The 17171-nt window shown below is 71.8% G+C and carries 19 protein-coding genes and 1 pseudogene; 13 read left to right on the top strand and 7 right to left on the bottom strand.

The annotated features are described in order from the left end of the window. Positions 1-14: 14 nt before the first annotated feature. The gene (gene murC / locus A6P39_RS11520; RefSeq protein ID WP_067047570.1) at positions 15-1406 is read left to right on the top strand and encodes a UDP-N-acetylmuramate--L-alanine ligase; all 1392 of its coding nucleotides are present in this window, start codon (positions 15-17) and stop codon (positions 1404-1406) included. A 14-nt stretch (positions 1407-1420) separates the two neighbouring features. After that, positions 1421-1828: a peptide-methionine (R)-S-oxide reductase MsrB gene (gene msrB, locus A6P39_RS11515; protein WP_067047567.1), complete on the top strand. Its 408-nt coding sequence runs from the start codon at positions 1421-1423 to the stop codon at positions 1826-1828. A gap of 194 nt (positions 1829-2022) precedes the next feature. Here the strand turns inward: msrB and A6P39_RS11510 are convergent, their stop codons facing one another. After that, positions 2023-2190, bottom strand: coding sequence for a hypothetical protein (locus A6P39_RS11510; RefSeq protein WP_159396097.1), 168 nt, complete (start codon positions 2188-2190; stop codon positions 2023-2025). A 121-nt stretch (positions 2191-2311) separates the two neighbouring features. Between A6P39_RS11510 and A6P39_RS11505 the strand changes: the two genes are divergently transcribed. Next, positions 2312-3628, top strand: coding sequence for a PP2C family protein-serine/threonine phosphatase (locus tag A6P39_RS11505; RefSeq protein WP_234378957.1), 1317 nt, complete (start codon positions 2312-2314; stop codon positions 3626-3628). Here A6P39_RS11505 and A6P39_RS11500 read toward each other — a convergent pair. Next, a pseudogene (locus tag A6P39_RS11500) lies at positions 3604-3747 on the bottom strand (DNA-binding response regulator); the annotation flags it as partial. The gene A6P39_RS11505 and the pseudogene A6P39_RS11500 overlap by 25 nt on opposite strands. 131 nt (positions 3748-3878) lie before the next feature. Between A6P39_RS11500 and A6P39_RS11495 the strand changes: the two are divergent. Then, the gene (locus A6P39_RS11495; RefSeq protein WP_067047560.1) at positions 3879-5216 is read left to right on the top strand and encodes a ferredoxin reductase family protein; all 1338 of its coding nucleotides are present in this window, start codon (positions 3879-3881) and stop codon (positions 5214-5216) included. 74 nt (positions 5217-5290) lie between these two features. Here the strand turns inward: A6P39_RS11495 and A6P39_RS11490 are convergent, their stop codons facing one another. Continuing rightward, positions 5291-5452 (bottom strand): hypothetical protein, encoded by a 162-nt coding sequence (locus A6P39_RS11490; protein ID WP_331454117.1) that lies wholly within the window; start codon positions 5450-5452, stop codon positions 5291-5293. Here A6P39_RS11490 and A6P39_RS11485 point away from each other — a divergent pair. The 6 genes from A6P39_RS11485 to A6P39_RS11460 all read left to right on the top strand — a co-directional run bounded on the left by A6P39_RS11485 (position 5445) and on the right by A6P39_RS11460 (position 10075). Beyond that, on the top strand, positions 5445-5681 hold the full coding sequence (locus A6P39_RS11485; RefSeq protein WP_331454116.1) for an FMN-binding protein: 237 nt from the start codon (positions 5445-5447) through the stop codon (positions 5679-5681). The two genes, A6P39_RS11490 and A6P39_RS11485, sit on opposite strands and share 8 nt — an antisense overlap. Position 5682: 1 nt before the next feature. Next, a complete protein-coding gene (locus tag A6P39_RS11480) occupies positions 5683-6402 on the top strand; it encodes an FAD:protein FMN transferase (protein WP_067047555.1) in 720 nt (239 codons plus the stop codon). 122 nt (positions 6403-6524) lie between these two features. Then, a complete protein-coding gene (locus A6P39_RS11475; RefSeq protein ID WP_067047552.1) occupies positions 6525-7694 on the top strand; it encodes an ABC transporter ATP-binding protein in 1170 nt (389 codons plus the stop codon). Then, on the top strand, positions 7691-8344 hold the full coding sequence (locus A6P39_RS11470) for an ABC transporter permease (protein ID WP_067047549.1): 654 nt from the start codon (positions 7691-7693) through the stop codon (positions 8342-8344). The genes A6P39_RS11475 and A6P39_RS11470 overlap by 4 nt, the downstream gene beginning before the upstream one ends. Then, positions 8341-9009, top strand: a complete 669-nt coding sequence (locus A6P39_RS11465; RefSeq protein ID WP_067047545.1) for an ABC transporter permease — start codon at positions 8341-8343, stop codon at positions 9007-9009. Before A6P39_RS11470 ends, A6P39_RS11465 begins: the two co-directional genes overlap by 4 nt. Positions 9010-9115: 106 nt before the next feature. After that, positions 9116-10075: an ABC transporter substrate-binding protein gene (locus tag A6P39_RS11460; protein ID WP_067047542.1), complete on the top strand. Its 960-nt coding sequence runs from the start codon at positions 9116-9118 to the stop codon at positions 10073-10075. 126 nt (positions 10076-10201) lie between these two features. Here A6P39_RS11460 and A6P39_RS11455 read toward each other — a convergent pair whose 3' ends face one another. The 3 genes from A6P39_RS11455 to A6P39_RS11445 all read right to left on the bottom strand — a co-directional run bounded on the left by A6P39_RS11455 (position 10202) and on the right by A6P39_RS11445 (position 11999). Then, positions 10202-10657 (bottom strand): tellurite resistance TerB family protein, encoded by a 456-nt coding sequence (locus A6P39_RS11455; protein WP_067047539.1) that lies wholly within the window; start codon positions 10655-10657, stop codon positions 10202-10204. A gap of 185 nt (positions 10658-10842) precedes the next feature. Then, a complete protein-coding gene (locus tag A6P39_RS11450; RefSeq protein WP_234378956.1) occupies positions 10843-11295 on the bottom strand; it encodes a DUF6114 domain-containing protein in 453 nt (150 codons plus the stop codon). Between the two features lie 5 nt (positions 11296-11300). Beyond that, complete coding sequence (locus A6P39_RS11445; protein WP_067047532.1) at positions 11301-11999, bottom strand: DUF6230 family protein; 699 nt, start codon at positions 11997-11999, stop codon at positions 11301-11303. 675 nt (positions 12000-12674) lie between these two features. Here A6P39_RS11445 and A6P39_RS11440 point away from each other — a divergent pair. From A6P39_RS11440 to A6P39_RS11430, 3 genes are all read left to right on the top strand, one after another. After that, positions 12675-13331, top strand: a complete 657-nt coding sequence (locus A6P39_RS11440) for a Tat pathway signal sequence domain protein (protein ID WP_067047529.1) — start codon at positions 12675-12677, stop codon at positions 13329-13331. A 619-nt stretch (positions 13332-13950) separates the two neighbouring features. Continuing rightward, complete coding sequence (locus A6P39_RS11435; RefSeq protein WP_067047526.1) at positions 13951-14598, top strand: ScbR family autoregulator-binding transcription factor; 648 nt, start codon at positions 13951-13953, stop codon at positions 14596-14598. Positions 14599-14620: 22 nt separating this feature from the next. Next, the gene (locus A6P39_RS11430; RefSeq protein ID WP_067047966.1) at positions 14621-15814 is read left to right on the top strand and encodes a damage-control phosphatase ARMT1 family protein; all 1194 of its coding nucleotides are present in this window, start codon (positions 14621-14623) and stop codon (positions 15812-15814) included. Here the strand turns inward: A6P39_RS11430 and A6P39_RS11425 are convergent. Next, complete coding sequence (locus A6P39_RS11425) at positions 15791-17065, bottom strand: cytochrome P450 (protein WP_067047523.1); 1275 nt, start codon at positions 17063-17065, stop codon at positions 15791-15793. The two genes, A6P39_RS11430 and A6P39_RS11425, sit on opposite strands and share 24 nt — an antisense overlap. Positions 17066-17171: the final 106 nt, after the last annotated feature.

The raw sequence follows: 17171 nt of genomic DNA, 5'->3' as shown, positions 1-17171 counted from the left end.
TGGGAGAAGAACGCATGGCACCCGGCCTTCCTACCGCCATGGACCGACCGCACTTCATCGGCATCGGCGGCGCCGGGATGTCGGGGATCGCCAAGATCCTCGCCCAGCGCGGGGCCGCGGTGGCCGGCAGTGACGCCAAGGAGTCGGCGACCGCCGAGGCGCTCAGGGCGCTCGGTGCCACCGTGCACATCGGGCACGCTGCGGAGCACCTCGCCGACGACGCGAGCTGTGTCGTCGTGTCCTCGGCGATCCGCAAGGACAACCCCGAGCTGGCCCGCGCGGCCGAGCTGGGCATCCCGGTGGTGCACCGCTCCGACGCGCTCGCCGCGCTCATGGAGGGGCTGCGCCCGATCGCCGTGGCCGGTACCCACGGCAAGACCACGACCACCTCGATGCTGGCCGTCTCGCTCACCGAACTGGGCCTGAAGCCGTCGTACGCCATCGGCGGCGACCTGGACGCCCCCGGCTCCAACGCGCTGCACGGCACGGGCGACGTCTTCGTCGCCGAGGCGGACGAGTCGGACCGCAGCTTCCACAAGTACGCGCCCGAGGTCGCCATCGTCCTCAACGTCGAGCTGGACCACCACGCCAACTACGCCTCGATGGACGAGATCTACGAGTCCTTCGAGACCTTCGCCGGGAGGATCGTGCCCGGCGGGACGCTGGTGATCTCCGCCGACCAGGACGGCGCGCGCGAGCTGACCCGGCGGCTCGCGGGCTCGGTGAGGACCGTGACGTACGGCGAGGCCGAGGACGCCGACGTGCGGGTGACGGCCGTCGTACCGCAGGGCCTGAAGAGCCGGGTCACCGTCCTGCTCGACGGGCAGGAGCTGACCTTCGCCGTCTCCGTCCCCGGCCGGCACTACGCCCTCAACGCCGTCGCCGCGCTCACCGCCGGTGCCGCGCTCGGCATCCCGGCCGCGGAGCTGGCGCCCGCGCTCGCCGCCTACACCGGGGTCAAGCGGCGCCTGCAGCTCAAGGGCGAGGCAGCCGGCGTGCAGGTGATCGACTCCTACGCCCACCACCCGACCGAGATGACCGCCGACCTGGAGGCCATGCGCGCCGCCGCCGGCGACTCCCGCATCCTCGTCGTCTTCCAGCCGCACCTGTTCTCGCGCACCCAGGAGCTGGGCAAGGAGATGGGCCAGGCGCTCGCCCTCGCCGACGCCTCCGTGGTCCTCGACATCTACCCGGCCCGCGAGGACCCGGTCCCGGGCGTGACCAGCGAGCTGATCATCGAGGCCGCGCGGGCCGCGGGCGCCGACGTCACCGCCGTGCACGACAAGGCCGGGATCCCGTCCGTGATCGCGGGAATGGCGAAGCCCGGTGATCTGGTTCTCACCATGGGCGCGGGCGACGTGACGGACCTGGGCCCGCTGATCCTGGACCGCCTGTCGCAGCAGTAAAGGGGCTGAGGCTCATGTCGTACGACGTCGAGAAGCCGGACGAGCAGTGGCGCGAGGAGCTGACGCCGGCCGAGTACGCCGTGCTGCGCCAGGCCGCCACCGAGCCGGCCTTCACCGGTGAGTACACGGACACCAAGACCAAGGGCGTCTACTCCTGCCGGGCCTGCGGCGCGGACCTGTTCACCTCGGACACCAAGTTCGAGTCGCACTGCGGCTGGCCGTCCTTCTTCGACCCGAAGGACACCGACGCGGTGGAGTTGATCGAGGACCGGTCCCACGGCATGGTCCGCACCGAGGTGCGCTGCGCCCGGTGCGGCTCGCACCTCGGGCACGTCTTCGCGGGCGAGGGCTACCCGACCCCGACCGACCAGCGGTACTGCATCAACTCCATCTCGCTGCGCCTGGCGCCCGCCGAGGACTGAGAGCGCGGGGCTCCCCCCGGGCGCCCCGGCGACGGTGGCGCCCGGTGCACGGCGTTCCCGTGGAGCCATGGCATGAAGCGGATCAACGAACATGCCGAATCTTGCAAAAGGCGTGTCCGAAAGGCTTCGGTCGGTCGAAGATGAGCAATGCCGGACACGAGAGCGGGAGTAGGAGCGGGAGGGACGACGCCCGCTCACGCCTCGGGGCGGGCGCGGGACGGGGCGGACGGGTCGCCGCCGCGCTCCTCCCGCTGTCGAGCCCCGCGCGCGGACCGGTCCTTGTCCTCGGCACCCTGGCGAGCGGCGACCTGCTCGACCGCACCATGCCGGCCGGCGGCCCGGACCTGCGGCGCCTGGGCCAAGACGCGGGGCGAACGGCCCGTGCGGGAGGCTGCCGGGGCCGGCGAGTCCGACGGGGCGGGTGTGGCGGATGGGGTTAATGCCCTATTCGCCCCGGTTTGAGATTCTGTGAGGGTGTTGGGTGTGGCGCGCTGGATCCGGTCTCGTCGCAGGTCGCTGCCTGCCGGCGGGGGCCATCGCCGCACCGGCAGCGGAGACGAGGAGGCCCTGACGTCCACGAAGACCCAGGGAGCCGCGGCGGCGGCGAAGGCCGAAGCCCTGACGGCCGGTGCGCGGTTCGCCGCGCTGCGCGAGGCGCTGGCCAGGATCGGCACCACCCTCGAGGAGTCCACGACCTGTGCCGAGCTGACCGGGGCCGCCGTAGGACTGGCCGGCGGAACCGCCGCCGTGCTGCGCCGGACCGAGCAGACCATCTCCGGCTACGAGCAGATCACCGGGGACGCCGATCTGCTGCCCGACGCGCGCTGGGCCACCGCGGTGGCCCGCGCGGGGGGTGCACCGGCGCTCGGTGAACCGCCCGAGCGCTGGCTGGAGTACGCGGGCGCCCCCCGCACCCGGGCCGCGCTGTGCGCGCCGCTGAAGAGCGGGGACGACACCTACGGCGTCCTGGTGTGGGCGCGCTCCGGTGAGCCGCTGCATCCCGGGGAGGCCGAATTGCTCAGCCTGCTCGCCGAGCGGGCCGCCTCCCACATCCGGCACGCCCGCGCCTACGAAAGCGTCAACCGCACCGCCGGCGATCTGCAGCGTGCCCTGCTGTCCGAGCCCGGCCGCCCGCACCCCAACCTCGACATCGCCATCCGCTACCTTCCGTCCGGCGGCGGTGTCCTGGTCGGCGGCGACTGGTGCGAGACCGTACGGCTGCATTTCGGGCGCACCCTGCTGGTCGTCGGCGACGTCATGGGGCACGGCCTCGAGGCCGCCGTCGACATGAACGCCTACCGCTCCTCGCTGCGCTACATCGCCTCCGCCGACCTGCCCCCGCACCGGGTGCTGCGGCAGATGGACGAGATCTCCTCCCGGGAGGCCGACCGCCGGCCCGCGACCTGCCTGCTGGCCGGCGTCGACCCCGGCCGGGGCCAGGTGACGCTGGCCAGCGCCGGCCATCTGCCGCCGGTGCTCATCGCCGACGACGGCGAGGCCACGCTGCTGTCCGTTCCCGTGGGGCCGCCGCTGGGCACCGGGCTCGGCGGCTACGAGTCGGCCACGCACAAACTGGCGCCCGGGCAGACCCTCGTGCTGTTCACCGACGGGCTGGTGGAGCGCCGTGGCGAGGACATCGACGCCTCCCTGGCCCGGCTGTCCGCCGTCCGCTTCCCCGCGGGGGACGGGCTGGACGAGGTCCTGGACACCATCCTCGAGCGGCTGGACGCACGGCATGCGGAGGACGACGTCGCCGCGCTGGCTGCGCGGCCGTACAGCCGGCACGCCGGCTCGCCATAGGGGCTTGTGTCCGCCTCCCAGCCCTCGTACCGGGTGACCGTGGCCACGAGGCCGGCGATCGGCGGGTCGGCGTCCACGACCAGCAGGCGTACTTTCTCCGCCCGCCCATCCCGCGCCACCCGTTCGGCCCCGTCCGGGCTGCCCGCCCCGCCGGCCCTATCGATACTCAAGTGACAGTCGTCCGACAGGAGATCGACAGCATCCGCGGGCGAAGCTCATCGCCCAGGACCCGATCAAGGAGCTGCCGCCCGTGACGACCCTCCAGACCCGTCCCGCACCCGCCACGGCGATCCGCCCCCGGGTCGTGGCCCGTGCCGGCCTGTACACCCTGCTGGCCGCCAACGCGGCGGTGGTCGCCCGGTTCTTCGTCCAGGCCGGCTTCGCCTCGAACCCGTTGATCGTGCTGGGCCGGCTCTGCGGCCTGTACGGCGCCCTGCTCATGGCGTTCCAGCTGCTGCTGGTGGCCCGGCTGCCCTGGCTGGACCGCCGGATCGGCATGGACCGGCTGACCTCCTGGCACCGCTGGACCGGCTTCGGCGTGCTGTGGACCCTGCTCACACACGCCGTGTTCATCACCTTCGGCTACGCCCAGGCGTCCTCGATGGACCCGGTGAACCAGCTCGTGAACCTCGCCGAGACCACCGAGGGCGTGCTGCGCGCCATCGTCGCGCTCACGCTGATCGCCGTGGTCGGCGCCGTCTCGGCCCGCTGGGCCCGGCGCCGACTCGCCTACGAGACCTGGCACTTCATCCACCTGTACACCTACGTCGCCGTGGTCCTCGCCTTCACCCACCAGGTCGCGGCCGGTACGACCTTCACCTCGTCGCCGGCCGCGACGACGTACTGGTACACGGTGTGGGGCGCGGCCCTCGGCGCGGTGGTGCTGGGCCGGATGGTGCTGCCGCTGTGGCGCAACCTGCGACACCGGTTGCGTGTGTCGGCGGTCGTCCCCGAGTCCGACGACGTCGTCTCCGTCTACGTCACCGGCCGCGGCCTGGACCGGCTGCCCGCCCAGGCCGGTCAGTTCTTCCTGTGGCGGTTCCTCACCAAGGACCGCTGGTGGCAGGCCAACCCGTTCTCCCTGTCGGCCGCCCCCGACGGCCGCTGCCTGCGCCTGACCGCCAAGGCGGCAGGCACAGGCAGCGCCGGCCTGCGGCACATCAAGCCGGGCACCCGCGTCTTCGCCGAGGGCCCCTACGGTGCCTTCACCACGCTGCACCGCACCCGCCCGGAGTCCGTGCTGATCGCCGGCGGCGTCGGCGTCACGCCGATCCGGGCGCTGCTGGAGGACCTCGCGGGGCACGCGGTGGTCATCTACCGGGTGACCGCCGACCGGGACGCCGTCCTCTACGACGAGCTGCGCGACCTCGCCCTCGCCAAGGGCGCCGAACTGCACCTGGTGACCGGGCCCGTCGTACCCGACCGGCTCGCCCCGCGCGAACTGGCCCGGCTGGTCCCGGACATCGGCGACCGGGACGTCTTCCTGTGCGGGCCGCCCGGGATGATGACCGCCGTGCTGCGCAGCCTGGGCGCCCTGGGCGTGCCCAAACGGCAGATCCACTTCGAGCGCTTCAGCCTCGCGGGCTGAGAGAGGCGTCCCACCGTGAAGCGAGCCATTCCCGTCTGCCTCCTGACCGTCGCGGGTCTGATCCCGGTCTGGCGCTACCAGCCGTCGACCGGGACCGGCGACATCGCCCAGCCCGCGACGACGCCGGCTTCCGTGCCGTCCTCCTCCACGTCGTCCTCGTCGTCCTCGTCGTCTTCGTCGTCGTCCTCTTCGCCCTCTTCGCCCTCGAAGGTCGTCCCGGGCGTCCCCGTGGACACCGTGAAGGGTGTCTTCCAGGTGGAGGTGACCTTCCGGGGCGACCGGATCGCCGCCGTACGGATGCTGAAGGCGCCGCACCACCCGCAGACCAAGTGGGCCGTACCGGTGCTGATCACGGAGACGCTGAAGGCGCAGAGCGCCCACATCGACTCGGTGTCCGGGGCCACGATCACGAGCCAGGGATACAAGGCGTCCCTTCAGGCCGCGATCGACGCCAAGGCCTCCTGACGTGCGGCGTGTCGAACACGTCATGGGCTTTCCCGTCTCGCTGCGCATCGACGACGAGGGCGACTTCTCCGCGGCGGCGGACGCCGTGTTCGCCTGGCTGCGCGAAGCCGACGCCCGGTTCAGCCCGTTCGTGCCGGCGAGCGAGGTGTCCCGTTACGGGCGCGGGGAGTTGGCGGACGGCGAGGTGAGCGTGGACCTGACGGAGGTCCTCGGCCTGTGCGAGGAGTACCGGGTCGCGACCGGCGGCGCCTTCGACGTACGGCTGCCCGGCCGGGGGTTCGACCCCTGCGCGGTGGTCAAGGGCTGGTCGGCGCAGCGGGCGGCCGGGCTGCTGACGGCGGCCGGCGCGCGGCGGTTCTGCCTCAACGCCGGCGGTGACGTGGTCGTCTCCGGCGGGCCGTGGCGGGTCGGGGTACGGCATCCGGAGGCGGCCGGCCAGGTCTGTGCCGTCCTCGAGGTCACCGACGCGGCGATGGCGACCTCCGGGCGGTACGAGCGCGGCGACCACATCCTCGACGGCCGCACCGGACGCCCGGCGACCGGGTTGCTCAGCCTCACCGTGCTGGCCCCGACGCTGACCGAGGCGGACGCGACCGCCACGGCCGCCTTCGCGCTGGGCGCCGACGGCCCGGCCTGGGCCGCCGCCCGCCCCGGCTGCGAGGTGTTCGCGGTCGACGCCGACCGCAACGTCGTCCGTACGCCGGGGTTCGCCACGACCTAGCCATTCGCCTGCCGGAACGCCGAAACACTCGCGGTCTAGACTCTCCCCGCAACGGCCTGCGCACCGACGACCTTGGCCGAAAGCGGGCGGAAATCTGCCAAACCCGAAGGGCATTCGGCGTTTTGATACAGATAGAGTCAGTCACGAAGCGGTACCCGGACGGCACGGTCGCGGTCGACCGGCTGTCACTGGAGATACCCAACCGCGCGATCACCGTCCTCGTCGGGCCCTCCGGCTGCGGCAAGACGACGACCCTGCGGATGATCAACCGGATGGTGGAGCCCACCGAGGGCAGCATCCTCCTCGACGGCACGGACATCCGGCAACAGCCGGTCAACACCCTGCGCCGCTCGATGGGTTACGTCATCCAGAACGCCGGACTCTTCCCGCACCGCACCATCCTCGACAACATCGCCACCGTGCCCCGCCTGCTCGGCACGCCCAAGCAGCAGGCCCGGGTCCGGGCCGCCGAGCTGATGGAACGGGTGGGCCTCGACGCCGCGCTGGCCAAGCGGTATCCGTACCAGCTCTCCGGCGGCCAGCAGCAGCGCGTCGGTGTGGCCCGGGCGCTCGCCGCCGATCCGCCGGTGCTGCTGATGGACGAGCCGTTCTCCGCCGTGGACCCGGTGGTGCGCAAGGGACTCCAGGACGAACTGCTGCGCATCCAGGACGAACTGGGCAAGACCATCGTCTTCGTCACGCACGACATCGACGAGGCGATCAAACTGGGCACGATGGTCGCCGTGCTGCGCACCGGCGGCCGGCTCGCGCAGTTCGCCCCGCCCGCCGAGCTGCTGAGCGCGCCCGCCGACTCCTTCGTCGAGGACTTCCTCGGCGCCGACCGCGGCATCCGCCGGCTGTCCTTCTTCCCGTCCACGGAGCTGGAGCTGGACCCCGCGCCGATCGTGGGCGTCGACGCCGCCGCGGAGCAGCTCGCCGCCCGGGCCGACGCCCCCTACCTCCTCGTCACGGACGCCGACGGCAGGCCGCTCGGCTGGAGCGAGCCGGACCGGCTCACGCCCGGGGCGCTCGACACCGCCCGACTCCTCGACTGCGGGCGCCCGTTCGTGCCCGGCACCGACTCGCTGCGCACCGCGCTCGACGGCGCCGTGCTCTCGCCCACCGGCCGGGCCGTCGCGGTGGACGGCGAGGGACGCGCCGTCGGCGTGGTCTCCCAGCAGGTCATCGGCGAGGCCATCCGCGCCGCCCACCGCCGGGCCGCCGACGGCGCGGCGGAGGCGACCGGCGCGGCGGACGCGCCCGGCGCTGCCGACGCCAAGGCCGCGCGATGACCGGCTTCTTCGACCTCCCGAGCGACCTCGAGCACAGCTACCTCGGCCTCGTCGGCCTGCATGTGCGCGAGGGGCTGCTGCCGGTGCTGGCCGGGCTGCTCCTCGCGCTGCCGGTGGCCCAGCTGTGCATCCGTTTCCGCTGGGCCTATCCGCCCGTCCTCGGCATCACCACCGTGCTCTACTCCATCCCGTCGCTGGCCTTCTTCGTCGTCCTCATCGACTACTTCGGCCAGAGCGAGACCACGGTGATGATCCCGCTCGCGATCTACAGTCTGGTGGTGCTCGTCCCGGCGATCGTGGACGGTGTCCGCTCGGTGCCGCCGGAGACCCTCGCGGCGGCCCAGGCCATGGGCCTCGGCCCGGTGCGCCGCTACGTCCAGGTCCAACTGCCCATCGCCGTACCGGCGATCATCGCGGGCCTGCGCGTGGCGACCGTCTCCAGTCTCTCCCTGGTCAGCGTCGGCATGCTCATCGGCAACCAGGGAGCCCTCGGCAACATGCTCTACGCCGCCACCACCTACCACCGCCCCGCCCTCGCCGTGAACTCGGTGCTGACGACGGCGGTGCTGGGCGTCCTCGCCGACGCGCTGCTGGTGCTCGTCCGCCGCCTGCTGACTCCCTGGATGCCGACGAAGGGTGCCGCCCGGTGAACGTCCTGAACTTCGCGCACGCCTTCTTCAGCGACGGCGCGCACTGGCACGGCTACGACGGCATCCCCACCCGGCTCGCCGAACACGTCAAGTACTCCCTGGAAGCACTGCTGTACGCCGCCGTCATCGGGCTGCCCGTCGGCCTGGTCACCGGCCACTACGGCCGCGGCGGCAACGCCCTCGCGCTGATCGCCACCGCCGGCCGGGCCCTGCCCAGCTTCGGTCTGCTGGTGCTGATGTTCATCTGGATCGGGTTCGGACTGCTGCCGGTGATGATCCCGCTGGTCGTGCTCGCCGTACCGCCGATCCTGGTCACCACCTACGAGGCGATCCGCTCCGTGGACCCCTCGCCCGTGGACGCCGCCCGGGGCATGGGCATGCCCGAGGCACGGGTGCTGTTCCAGGTGGAGTTGCCGGTCGCGCTCCCGCTGATCCTGAGCGGCCTGCGCACGGCGGCCATCCAGATCGTCTCCACCGCCACCATCGCCGCCTACGTCAGCCTCGGCGGTCTCGGCCGCTACATCATCGACGGCCTCTACCAGAAGGACTACGAGAAGGTCGTCGGCGGCGCCACCCTGGTCGCCGGGCTCGCCCTCACCACCCTCGTGGTGTTCTGGGCGCTGTCCCGGATCACGGTGTCGGCGGGGGTGCGGCGCGGCCACTGAGGGCGGCGTGCCGCAGGGGTCCGCATGCGCAACTGACCGCAGATCGAGGCCAATCGGTGATCTGCTGCCCTTGACTCAACGAGAACCGGCTGGATTGGATCGGTGGGTGACTTCCACCAACCGCATCAGCAGGTCCATCCGGAGGAACCGAGGCGCGGCGGCCGTCGCCCTCGTGGCGGCGACGGCTCTGCTGGCGGGCTGTTCCTCCAGCGATGACAAGTCGGGCAATCCCCTGACGGACAGCAAGTCGAGCGGCGACGGCATCGTCGTCGGATCCAACAACTTCCCCGAGAGCACCCTGCTCGCCGACATCTACGGCGAGGCGCTCAAGGCCAAGGGCATCAAGGTCTCGTACAAGCCGAACATCGGCAGCCGCGAGACCACTTACGGTCTGCTCAAGAACGGCTCCCTCAAGGTGCTGCCCGAGTACAACGGCGCGCTGCTGGCCTACCTCGACCCGAAGGCGAAGCCCAAGACGGTCGAGGCCACCACGGCCGCCATCGAGGCCAAGCTGGACTCCAAGCTGACCCTGCTGCAGCCGGCCGCGGCGCAGTCCAAGGACTCGGTCACGCTCAACGCGGCCACCGCGCAGAAGTACCACCTGACCTCGAAGTCCACCATCGCCGACCTGAAGGGCATCGACAAGGACCTGGTCATGGGCGCCTCGCCGGAGTTCCAGACCCGGCAGCAGGGCCTGGTGGGCCTCAAGGACGTCTACGGCCTCCAGTTCAAGTCCTTCCGGGCGCTGGACGCCGGCGGCCCGCTCACCCAGGCGGCACTGCAGAAGAACGCGGTGCAGGTCGCGGACATCTTCACCACGGACGCGACCATCTCCAAGGAGAAGTTCGTCGTCCTGCAGGACCCGCAGAACCTGTTCGGCTTCGAGAACGTCCAGCCGCTCGTGCAGAAGAAGGCCCTGCCGCAAAAGGGCGCCGACGCGCTCAACGCGGTCTCGGCCAAGCTCGACACCGCGACCCTGCTGGATCTGGACACCCAGGTGCAGGTCCAGGGCAAGGACCCGCTGGACGTCGCCAAGGCCTGGCTGAAGTCGGCCGGCCTCGGCTGACGCCTGCCGTGCCGCGACACGCGGGTGCCCCCCTGACACGGGGGCACCCCCGCCCTGCACGCGGGTGCCCCGGTCCGTCCGCCCCGCCCTGCCCCGGGCCGGGCCGGCCGGTACGGACGCCGAGGCTCAGAGGTCGAACTCGTGCGGCGGCAGGTCCAGCGTGAAGCACGCCTCGCGCACCACGGCCTGCTCGGTCTTGTCGAAGTCGCCGTCCGCGCCGCCGATCACGATGCCGATCTGGATGACGGCCCGCGCCTCGGCCGGCTTCTTCTTGGCCTTGGCGATCTCCTGAAGCACGCTCACCTTGCCGAAGGCGAAGTCGGCCGTCAGCTTGTTCAGGTTCTCCTCGAAGCGGCGCCTGAGGTCGTCCGCCGGGAAGTTCTGCAACACCTCGTTCGTCGCGATGAGCTGGGCCACCCGCTGCCGCTCCGACGGGTCGACGCTCCCGTCGGCGGCGGCCACGAGCGCGCACATGGCCATGCTCGCGTCCCTGAACGCCCCGCTCTTCAGGTCGTTCTTCTTCGCCACCAGCTGGGTCTGCATCTGCGACGCCGACTCCTTGACGCGGTCCCACAGGGCCATGCGCACTCCTCATGTCAACGGCCGGGCGCTCCCACGGCACACCGGCGGCAACTTCTACAACACCGTAGAAACTCATGGGACGGCCGGGAAGTTCCGCCGGAGCTGAACTGATTCCCCGTACGGGGGCCGAAGGAGAAGTGCGCGCGCGCCGGAGGGCCGGCCGTGTCCGGCCGGCCCCGGGGCCGTCAGGCCGTCGTCCCCTGCGCGCCTTCCGGAAGCGCGTGTGCCGCGGCCCGGGCCTGCTTGCGGCGCTTGCGGCGGCTGACGCGCGGCTCCTGGTCGGGCAGCCAGCCGAAGGCGAGGCAGCTGCCCGTGGCGCCGAGGAGGAGACCGATGAAGAAGCCGCCCAGGTTGGAGGTGAGCCAGGTGCCCAGGGACAGCAGGATGCCGGTGATGGAGTAGAAGAGCCGCTGGGAGGGGTTGAAGAGGATCAGCAGGCCCAGGATCGCCATCAGCGTCGGCAGCAGATAGCCGGCCAGGCCCTGCATGCCGATGTGCATCACGACCTTCAGCGAGGCCTTCTCGGTGAACAGGATCTCGCCGCCGCCCAGGGCGAGCAGCAGCCCGCCCCAGAACGGCCGGCGGGCACGCCAGCCGCGGAATGTCGCCCTCGGCCCCTGATGCGGACGCTCCGGCACGGCGATCAGCAACCCGAGCCGCTGAAGCGGAGCTTGAGGCCCGGCAGCTTGAACACACCCGCTGTGGTGGCGTAGTTGGTCTGCCGCAGGTGGCCGATGTGCACGGTGTCGGCCTGCTGGCTGAAGACGCCCTTCGGGCCCTTGGCGTTCGCCTTGGACAGTGTGCTCGCGTCGTTGCCGATCTCGATGTTGTTGAACGCCGCGTCGCCCGACAGCTGGGTCGAGTCGGTGGTCAGGTCGCTCGCGGTCACCGGGGTGTCGCCACCGCCCGCCGTGATGAGCAGGTTGGTGCCGCCGAGGTCCACGCTCTGGCACAGCTTGGTGAGCGTGGCGTTCTTGATCGCGGAGGTGACGACGAGCACCTGTCCGCCGGAGTCGCCGGCGTTCGGACTGCCGTCCGCCATGTTGTCGAGCCCGCCGAACTGCTCGAATCCGGTGCCGTCGAGGTTGGTCGCGGTGACCGTGAACGGCATGCCGGAGATGGCGAACTGCACACCGAGCGCGCCCTGCGCGGTGAGGACGGCGAGACCGGCGGCGACGAGGGTGGCGGGTACCGCCATCACCGCGGCCCGGCGTGCACGGACCCGCCCTCGTCTCTCGCCGCCGCCGGCGGTCCCGGCTGCCTGTGGTGTGCCGGACGGTGAACCGCTTCCCGGGTTCTCGGGGGTGATGCCGTCGGACGGAATGTCCGGGGACGTGGCCATGTCTGCTCCCATGGGCATGGATCAACGCGGGTCGGGCTTCAGGTGGCGCGGTGTCCTGGCGCGGACAGCGACCGCCGCGCACGCCTCCTCGCGCTCCCGGCGGAGCAAGGGCTTTCTCGTTACGCGGCAGTAGCCTCCGAGGAAGTTACTGCCGGTTACTTTGAAGGGTCAAGGGAGATGTGAAAAAACGGTGACGGATCTGTCCGCACCTTGATCACCGTCTACAACTGCCTTGGAACGCCTTGACGTTGACGGTTGATCAGGTCTACAACTTGGCCTGCTTCACGGATCCGTGGCGCCGGATCCGCCGAGTGGCACCGGCCGTGTTTCCCGGCCTTTCCCGGCGGCCGCTCATGCCGGCTCACGGCAACCGCTCACACCGGCGCGGCGCACGGTCCCTTCCCCCCAGGCCGTGTGCCCGGCCGCCCCGTCCGGCCCGGCCGGAGGCCCACCCCCGAGGCCTCCGGCCGGTGTCCGGTCCGCCGCCGTCGCCGGTCCGTCGCGCAGGGAGAAGGCGCGACGGACCGCGTCGGCGGCACCGCGCACCACCCGCGTCACGCACCCTTCGCGTCGCCGCCACCGGCGCCCCGCGCCACCCGCGTGACGCATCACCCGCCCAGCCCGTCACCCCCCACCTCACCTCGACCGATCCCCACTCAGGAAAGAGGCACCCGCATGCGTACGCGATCCGTCCTCGCCCTCGCAGGTACCGCCACCTCGCTCGCCCTCGCCCTCGCGGTGGCGACCCCCGCCTCCGCCGACGGCTCCGTCCTGACCACCGGCGGCGCCGGCGGCACCGCCGTGGCCGTCGGTGACACCCTCACCGCGCCGCTCGCCTCCGGCACCTCTGCCACGCTCTACTCCAGCGCGACCGGCACCAGCGGCGTCACGTGCACGTCCTCCCAGTTCACCGCGAGCGTGACGGCCAACCCCTCCGCGCCCGGCACGGCCACCGAGTCCGTCACCGGCCAGACCTTCAATCCCAGCTCGTGCAGCAGCAACGTCGTGGGTGTCACCGGTGTCAGCAGCATCACCGTCGACAACCTGCCCTACACGGCGTCGGTCGCCTCCGACGGCACCCTCACCGTCACCCCGGCGAGCGGCTCCACCATCCAGACCACGGTCAAGCTGAAGACCCTGCTGGGCAGCATCACCTGCGTCTACCAGGCGTCCAGCCTGACCGGGAAGACCGACAACAGCGACGGCAGCATCAGCTTCACCAGCCAGCAGTTCACCAAGTCCTCCGGTTCGTCGCTGTGCTTCGCCAACGGGTACTTCACGGCCAAGTACGCACCCGTGACGGACGGCGGCGCCCAGGTCTACGTCAACTGAGCGGATGACCAAGTGAGTTCGGCGCTGCGCTAGACGTGGCGCGAGGCGGCGCCCCCCCGGTGAGCACCAGCACCGTGGTGGCGCCGCCCGTCATCAGCGGCACCGAGGGGTCCGAGCACGAGCGGCTCGGACCCTCGGTGCCGCTGTCCGCGTTCACCCCTGCCATCGACAGGTCGTCCCTGCCGCCCGGGGCGTCCGAAGCGCGGGACGCGGGTACGGGGTCTGCGGTGTGCGGTGCGACGGACACCCCCCGTGCGTCCGGCCTGACCGGCGCACTCGTGATCGGGGGCGCAAAGCACAGACCGGATCGGCTGTTTCGCGCCTGCTACGAGCCCCCGTTGAGGAGCCGGTCGTCGGCCTCGTATCGTGGCGATCATGGGTGCGGCGTCCGTCGCCCCGCGGCTGCCGGCGGCGCTCGGGCCAGGAAGGGGGGATCTGCCCTGATCTCGCCTGATCACGGGTCAATGCAGGGTTGTCCGGTGCCGGAGCCGTGGGTGACACGTGTCGTCGCGTCAGGCCTGCACGCCCGGCTCTCGATGCCGTTCGGTGAGTTATCGTGTGCAGGGTGTTAGAAACAAACCGCATGTCCCGTTCGTTAAGTGCGAGGAGAGTTTCCACCATGGCGAGGCAGTTACGCGCCGAGCAGACCCGGGCGACGATCATCACGGCCGCCGCCGACCTGTTCGACCGGCATGGCTACGAGTCCACCAGCCTGAGCGACATCGTCGCACATGCGAAGGTCACCAAAGGTGCGCTGTACTTCCACTTCGCCGCCAAGGAGGACCTGGCCCAGGCCATCCTGGAACTCAACGCCAGGGCCGCGCAGAAGCTCGTCGCCGACGTCGAGTGCCGCGGCTACTCGTCGCTGGAGGCGCTGATGCGCACCACGTTCGGGATCGCCCGGCTCGCCGTGCAGGACCCGGTGCCGCGCGCCGCGCTCCGCCTGGCCACCGCCGACGTCTCCGTCCGGGCACCGCTGAGGCACCCGTTCACCGAGTGGCTGGAATTCGCGACCCGGAAGTTCCACGGGGCCGTCAGGGAGGCCGATGTGCACAGCGAACTCGACGTCGGCGTCGTAGCGCACTCCCTCGTCTCCTTCTACGTCGGCATCAGAGTCGCCGGCCGCTCGCTCGAACCGGTGGCCCGGCTGCCGCGCCGGGTCGCCGAGATGTGGCACCTGATGATCCGGGGCGTGGTCCCGGTGCACCGCCGCCCCCGCTACGTCACCCTCGCCACGCAGCTGGAGCGGGAGATCAGAACCGCCTGACCCGCGCGGTACCGTGACGGACATGCCCGACACCCCGTTCGCACCCGTGATCCTCGGCAACGAACCCGGCTCGTTCCCGCACAGCGTGCTCGCCGAACGGCACCCCGCGATCGTCCGCCAGGTGCAAGGCGCCCTCCCGTACGGCCCCGAGCAGCACCGGGCCCTGGACGAGCTGCTGAAGAACTGCACCGAGGGGACGCTCGAGCCGCTTCCCGCCGACGCCCCGGACCGGGACCTGTGGCAGGCCTGGGGGATGACCGCCTATGCCGGGCGGTCCTGGTACGACGTGCCCTGGCTGTGGTCCGAGAGCTGGTTCTACCGCCGACTGCTCGATGCCGTCGGCTGGTTCGGCCCCGGCGCCTGGCAGGGCATCGACCCCTTCCGCCCGTTCAAGCGCGCCGAACTGGACGCCCCGCAGACCGGCGAGGAACTGGCCGCGCTGGACGAACTGCGCGACCTGCCCGAGCACGAACGGGCACGCGCCCTGTTGCACGGCTCGCTGTGGGGCAACCGAGCCGACCTGGGCTTCCAGCTCTCCGCCGAAGGGGCCGAACCGCGCGACCCGGCCCCCGCGCTGGTCGCCGACGACAGCGAGGCCCTGTGGTCGCTGCTGCCGACCGCCGGGACCGGCACGCTGGTCCTGGTCGCCGACAACGCGGGCCGCGAACTCGTCCCGGATCTCCTGCTGATCGCCCACCTCCTCGCCGAGGGCCGGGCCGCGCGGGCGGTGCTGCACGTCAAGCCGCACCCGTACTACGTCTCCGACGCCACGACCGCCGACGTCGTCGACGCGCTGCACCGGCTGCGCGCCGCCTCCGGCGCGGCCGCCGGGTACGGGCGCGTGCTCTGGTCGGCCCTGGCCGACGGCCGCCTCACCCTGCGCGCCCACCCCTTCTCGTGCGCCCCGCTGCCGTACGCGGACATGCCGCCGGATCTGCGCGCCGAGTTCGCCGAGGCCACGCTGACCGTCTTCAAGGGAGACCTCAACTACCGTCGCCTGGTGGGCGACCGGCTGTGGCCGCCGACCACCCCCTTCGCGGAGGCCACCGGGTACTTCCCCGGCCTGGTCGCCGCCCTGCGCACCCTGAAGTCCGACGTCGTCACCGGCCTGTCCGCGGCGACCGAGTCCGCGCTCGTCGCCGCGGAGGGGCAACGCTGGCGCACCAGCGGCACGCACGCGCTGATCCAGGTCTCAAGTGACGTGCACTCGAAGTGACTTGATCCCGTTGATGAAGTTCGACACGAGGCGTTCGGGTGGCGCGGCGATCCGCAGCACGGGGAGCGTGCGCAGCACCTCGTCGTGGAGGAGCCGTAGCTGCAGCCGCGCGAAGTGCGCGCCCAGGCAGACGTGCGGGCCGTCCCCGAAGGACACGTGCGGGTTGGGGGAGCGGGCGAGATCGAGCCGGCCCGGGGCGGGGAAGGCGCGCTCGTCCCGGTTGGCCGAGGCGTGGAAGACGACGACCTTGTCGCCGGCCCGGACGCGTCGGCCCGCCAGCTCGGTGTCCCGTGCGGCGGTCCGGCGGAACGTCAGCACGGGCGGATGCCAGCGCAGCAACTCCTCCACCGCCAAGTCCAGTCCGGCCTTCCTCGCGCGCAACGTCTCGTAGGCGTCCGGGTGTTCGGCCAGCGTCAGCAGTCCGCCCGGGGCCGCGCTGCGCACGGTGTCGTTGCCCGCGATCGTGAGCAGGAAGAAGAACATCTCCAGCTCCCCCGGGGCCAGTTCGGCCTCACACGCAAGCGTGGTCAGCACGTCGTCGGCCGGGTGTCGCCGTTTGTGCGCCGCGAGGCGGTGCGCGTAGTCGAACATGTCCTTCAGCATCGCCGGGGAGCGCGGATCGACCGGCTTGCCCTCCTCGTCCAGCACCGCGGCACCGGCCTCGTCCGGGTCCTGGTAGCCGATGACGCGCTGCGTCCAGTGCAGCAGCAGGCCGCGGTCGCCCTCCGGCACGCCCAGCAGGTCCGCCAGGTTCAGCAGCGCGTACTCGTCGGTCACGGCGGTCACCAGATCGACCGTGCCGTCTCCCTCCCGCGCCGTCCGCAGTGCCCCGGCGAGCAGCGTGCGCGCCCGCTCCCGGGCGACCGCCGCGAACCGCTCGATCCGGCCGGGCGTGAACGCGCGGCTCACGATCCGGCGCAACCGCCCGTGTTCCGGCGGATCCTGATTGAGCATCATCCGGCGGATGAACGGCAGATCCGCCGGATCGGGATCCCGGATCTGGGTCGCTCCGAGGCATGAGGAGTACGCCCGCCCGTCCTTGAGCACGCGTACGACGTCCGCGTGCCGCGTCACCGCCCAGAACCCGGGCCCGGCCGGCCAGCCCAGCACCCCCGGCTCCTCCTGCCAGGCGACCGGGTGGTGGTCGCGCAGCACGCGGTAGTCGTCGTGGGGCACCCCGACGGCGTACCGGCGCGGGTCGAACACATCGGGCACCGGCGGCAGATCACCGACGCTCACACCAACTCTCATGCGCCTACCGTGACCCGCGCACGAGGCCGCGGCAAGGGTGCGGACCGGGGCGTACAGGCGGGACGTGATGGTGCCGCCGCATCATGGTTTCGGGGGCGGTTCACGC

It is taken from the genome of Streptomyces sp. FXJ1.172 (genome assembly GCF_001636945.3).
In the GTDB taxonomy this organism is placed as follows: Bacteria; Actinomycetota; Actinomycetes; order Streptomycetales; family Streptomycetaceae; genus Streptomyces.
This window is presented reverse-complemented; position numbering and strand designations above follow the sequence as displayed.